Source organism: Stieleria sp., assembly GCF_041595215.1.
Taxonomy (GTDB): Bacteria; Planctomycetota; Planctomycetia; order Pirellulales; family Pirellulaceae; genus Stieleria; species Stieleria magnilauensis.
Window position 1 is genome coordinate 1 of record NZ_JBFHKV010000897.1, and the last position, 3,637, is coordinate 3,637.

At 58.5% G+C, this 3,637-nt stretch carries 3 protein-coding genes; 2 read left to right on the plus strand and 1 reads right to left on the minus strand.

Going from position 1 to position 3,637, the window contains the following annotated elements:
* Window positions 1-126 precede the first annotated feature (126 nt).
* Complete coding sequence (locus tag ABX749_RS25905; RefSeq protein ID WP_372898553.1) at window positions 127-1,362, minus strand: alginate lyase family protein; 1,236 nt, start codon at window positions 1,360-1,362, stop codon at window positions 127-129.
* 115 nt (window positions 1,363-1,477) lie between these two features.
* Here ABX749_RS25905 and ABX749_RS25910 point away from each other — a divergent pair, with 115 nt between their 5' ends.
* Window positions 1,478-2,935 (plus strand): sulfatase-like hydrolase/transferase, encoded by a 1,458-nt coding sequence (locus ABX749_RS25910; RefSeq protein WP_372898554.1) that lies wholly within the window; start codon window positions 1,478-1,480, stop codon window positions 2,933-2,935.
* 539 nt (window positions 2,936-3,474) lie between these two features.
* A partial coding sequence (locus ABX749_RS25915) for a glutaredoxin domain-containing protein (protein WP_372898555.1) occupies window positions 3,475-3,637 on the plus strand: 163 nt, incomplete at its 3' end.

Genomic DNA, 3,637 nt, shown 5'->3' on the forward strand with positions numbered 1-3,637 from the left:
AAGTCGACGTTGTTCGCATTCCCGACGCATGCGTCCGATGTGCGGCAGATGCTTTGAGCCCTCCGCGAGTACCTTGATCTAACCCCGGAGGATGGTTCTTAAAGAAACGCCGCAACGGCAGGGTTGCTAATGGATCGGTTGGAGGCCAGCCGGATGACCGGCATACATCAGGGTGTCCAGATGCGAGGCTGCCGATCGGCGGCGGCGACGGTCGCGGCGTGAATTCGCATCACGCTGGTTCGCGTCACGCTGGTTCGCGTCACGCTGGTTCGCATCACGTCGGTTCGACGCCTCGCGCGTCTCCGACTGACTCTGGCGGAGTTTTAATGCGGCTTGCTCGGTGTAGGGAGCTTCCATGCCCCTGCGGTTGTGGTAGTGATTGAAGACCCGTTCATACATCGGGCGCAGTCTGCCGCGACTGTTGCTGGAGATCGATTTGTAGTGGTAGCGTCCTTCCACACTTCGGTACGCGACGTATGGCACGTCGAAACCCAAGTTGTACTTTGCGGTGTACTCAAATCCTTTCAGCAGCCGGTTGTCCAGGGCACCGTATAGATCGACGCCCTGGATCCACGCCGTCTCGCAAGTATTGGCTAAGAACTCCAATCCCATCTGGGTGTGGGCCTGGTCTCGGCCCGATTCTTGGCACTGCCCGGATTCCATGAAGTAGTTCCCAATCGCGCCGTTGCCTTTGCCGGCGAGAAAATAATTCTTGGCTCGGTCGAACATCTGTTGGTCGTCCAGGAAGACGCCCATCGCGATCATCACCTGCAACATGGATGCGTCCCAATTGCCGTTGGCCGTCGGATAAAAGTCTTTGATCACCGGGTACCAGACGTCTCGCAGCATGGATTCGAATCGTGCTCGCTCCTTCTCAGGCCATTGTCCCCACGTGTGTTTTAGAAGTTCCGCTGCGATGCAAAAGTCGTGCCCGCTCATGCCGATCAGCAATCGGGCATCATGGTTGCCGATCGACTGCAGCGTCCCGGACCACGCGTTGAGGATCTCCGCAGACTTGACGGCGTGCTGCTCCTTTCCCGAAAGAGCCCAGCAGAGCGCATGGTAGTAGGCCGCACGTGCATCACTGCTGAATTCGGACGATCCGATGTTGGGATCGTTGTAGGGTCCACGCTCGACGTGTGCGAAAGGCTGCGGCGTCCAGTCGATCGAGGCAGAATGCGAGTTGCGGAGTCGTTCCCACGCATCACCCCACGGTTGTTCCCCCGCCGCGATCTTGGATTTGACAAACTCAATGCCGGCTCGGCTGTGGGCGACTCCGGGGTGGACAAATTCGCCAAACGCGGGCAAGCCTTGGGTGCAGGTGAGCACGAGAACGAAGGTGGCGAGCGACACAGTTGGCATTTTGTTCATGTGCGTGGTGTCTCGTGCGAGTGGTTGGTATTCTGAGTCCGAACGATCTGTTCGTATGACCTGTAAGACGAGATAACGGTAAGCGAAGCAAGTATACTACGCGGCCATGAACTACCAACAAACAGCGCTTTCGGTCTTTCTCCTCGCCGCGGCAATCTTTGGCGGGGCGAATCCTGAGGCCTCCGCAGCGAACACGGCGAGCCCCAATCTTGTGATCATTTTTGCCGACGACCTTGGATACGGGGACGTCAGTTGTTATGGAGCGACAAAGATCAACACTCCGAACATTGATCGTCTGGCGAGCCAGGGGATGCAGTTTTCGGATGCCCATGCGGCAGCCTCGCTGTGTTCGCCCTCCCGTTACGGTTTGTTGACAGGCCAATCCCCGTGGCGGCTGCACAGAAAAGGCAATGGTTACCGCCTCAGTCCCGGCCAGACCACGCTTGCATCCTTCTTGAAACAGGCCGGTTACACGTCGGCGGCGATCGGGAAATGGCATCTGGGATACAGCAAAGACTGGAACGAATTGCCGATCACCGGGCCGTTGGAAGTCGGCTTCGATTACCACTTCGGCGTGCCATCCAATCACAACGATTCCACTCGGGCGTTCATCGAAAACCACGATCTGGTGGGTCGCAAGCCTGGCGAACCCTATCGCATCGTCAAAGGCCGTGACTTTCCCGAAGGCCTCGACCGGCCACGGGTTGAAGACCGAGTCGACAGCACACTCACCGACAAGGCCGTCGCGTTTCTGCAACGCAATGCGGACCAACCGTTCTTTCTGTACTTTACCCCCTGCGCCCCGCACACCCACGTCACTCCGGCGGCCGAGTTCCGTGGCAGCAGCAATGCCGGGTTGTTCGGGGACCATGTGCAGGAACTCGATGCGCATGTCGGCACGATTCTCGACACGCTCGATGCGTTGGGGCTGGCCGACGAGACATTGGTTGTGTTCACCAGCGACAACGGATCCACGCCCAAGGATTTTAAAGGAACCCATGGCGTCAAACTGAATCTCGCCGACGATTCCGGAGACATTCTGAAAAAGTACAAGACCGCCAAGGAAGATGCGAAGAAGATGGGGCACGTCACCAACGGGCCATGGCGTGATGGAAAAGGTTATACCTACGAGGGCGGCCACCGAGTTCCCTTGATCGTTCGTTGGCCGGGACGAATCGAAGCGGGAACCTCGTCAGACTGCACGGTCACGTTAACGGACTTGTTCGCCACGTCGGCGGAGTTGATCGGCGGTGAACTTCCGCATCATGCCGCCGTCGACTCGTTCAGCTTGCTTCCGGTGCTGCTGGGCAAGGAACGTCAAATTGCCGGGCGAGATGCGGTATTGATTCTGGGCAATGGCAAGGACAGTGCGATCGCGGTCTGCACCGGTCGCTGGAAGTTGATCGTGCGATACGGTAGCGACAAAGACCGAGGAAATGAGTTGTACGACTTGGCCAACGATCCGGGCGAACAGACCGATCTCTCCGAAGAACGGCCCGAGGTCGTGAAACGACTGCAAGCCCTGCTTGAGCAAGCCGAACGAGACGGACGCACCCGGTCTTAAAGGACGGGCAAACAAGCGGCGCGTCACCACACCAGCGGGAAGCGTTAGCGACCGGCGCGTCTCCACACCAGCGGCAAGCGTCACGGCTTGTCGGTTGAGTCTGCTCACACGTGGGATCAGCCGTATCGCGCCAGCGTACGGGCCTCAACCAATTCCGCTCGGTCAACCTGAACACCGGCGCCCGTAGGCTCGCGCCAAACGGCTGATTCAATCAACCGGCCAACCAGCGAGCAGCAAGTGTCCCGTCCACCGGCAATCGCGACAGCTTGTTCACATCATCCCGCGCCCAAACACAAGGGCCCACGCAGCGCCCTCGCTTACGTGTTCGGGCCGGCATGATCACGTTGGCCGGTGAACACCCATTTAATCAACCATCGGGTGAGCGAACGGCGCGCGCAGAATTTATAACCGACGCCTGTCCGGGGCTAACATGCCGCTGACGGCGCGCGCAACACAGAACCACCTCGCCGCAGGATGACGCCGACGGTTCCGGTCGACACACTTTGCACCAGCGCAACTCTTCCAATTCATAAAATACGATGACGAAACTTTATCACAATCCCAGGTGCACCAAATCGCGAGCCGCGCTCGAATTGCTCCAGTCCCGTGGCATCGAATTCGATGTCGTCAACTACCTGGACGATCCACCGAGCCAAAGTGAATTGCGGCAGATCATCAAGATGCTGGGGATCAAGCCGAACG

Bases quoted from the DNA above. Each gene is read 5' to 3' on its own strand.
- ABX749_RS25910 (WP_372898554.1), top strand. From the start codon at position 1,478: ATGAACTACCAACAAACAGCGCTTTCGGTCTTTCTCCTCGCCGCGGCA.
- ABX749_RS25905 (WP_372898553.1), bottom strand. From the start codon at position 1,362: ATGCCAACTGTGTCGCTCGCCACCTTCGTTCTCGTGCTCACCTGCACC.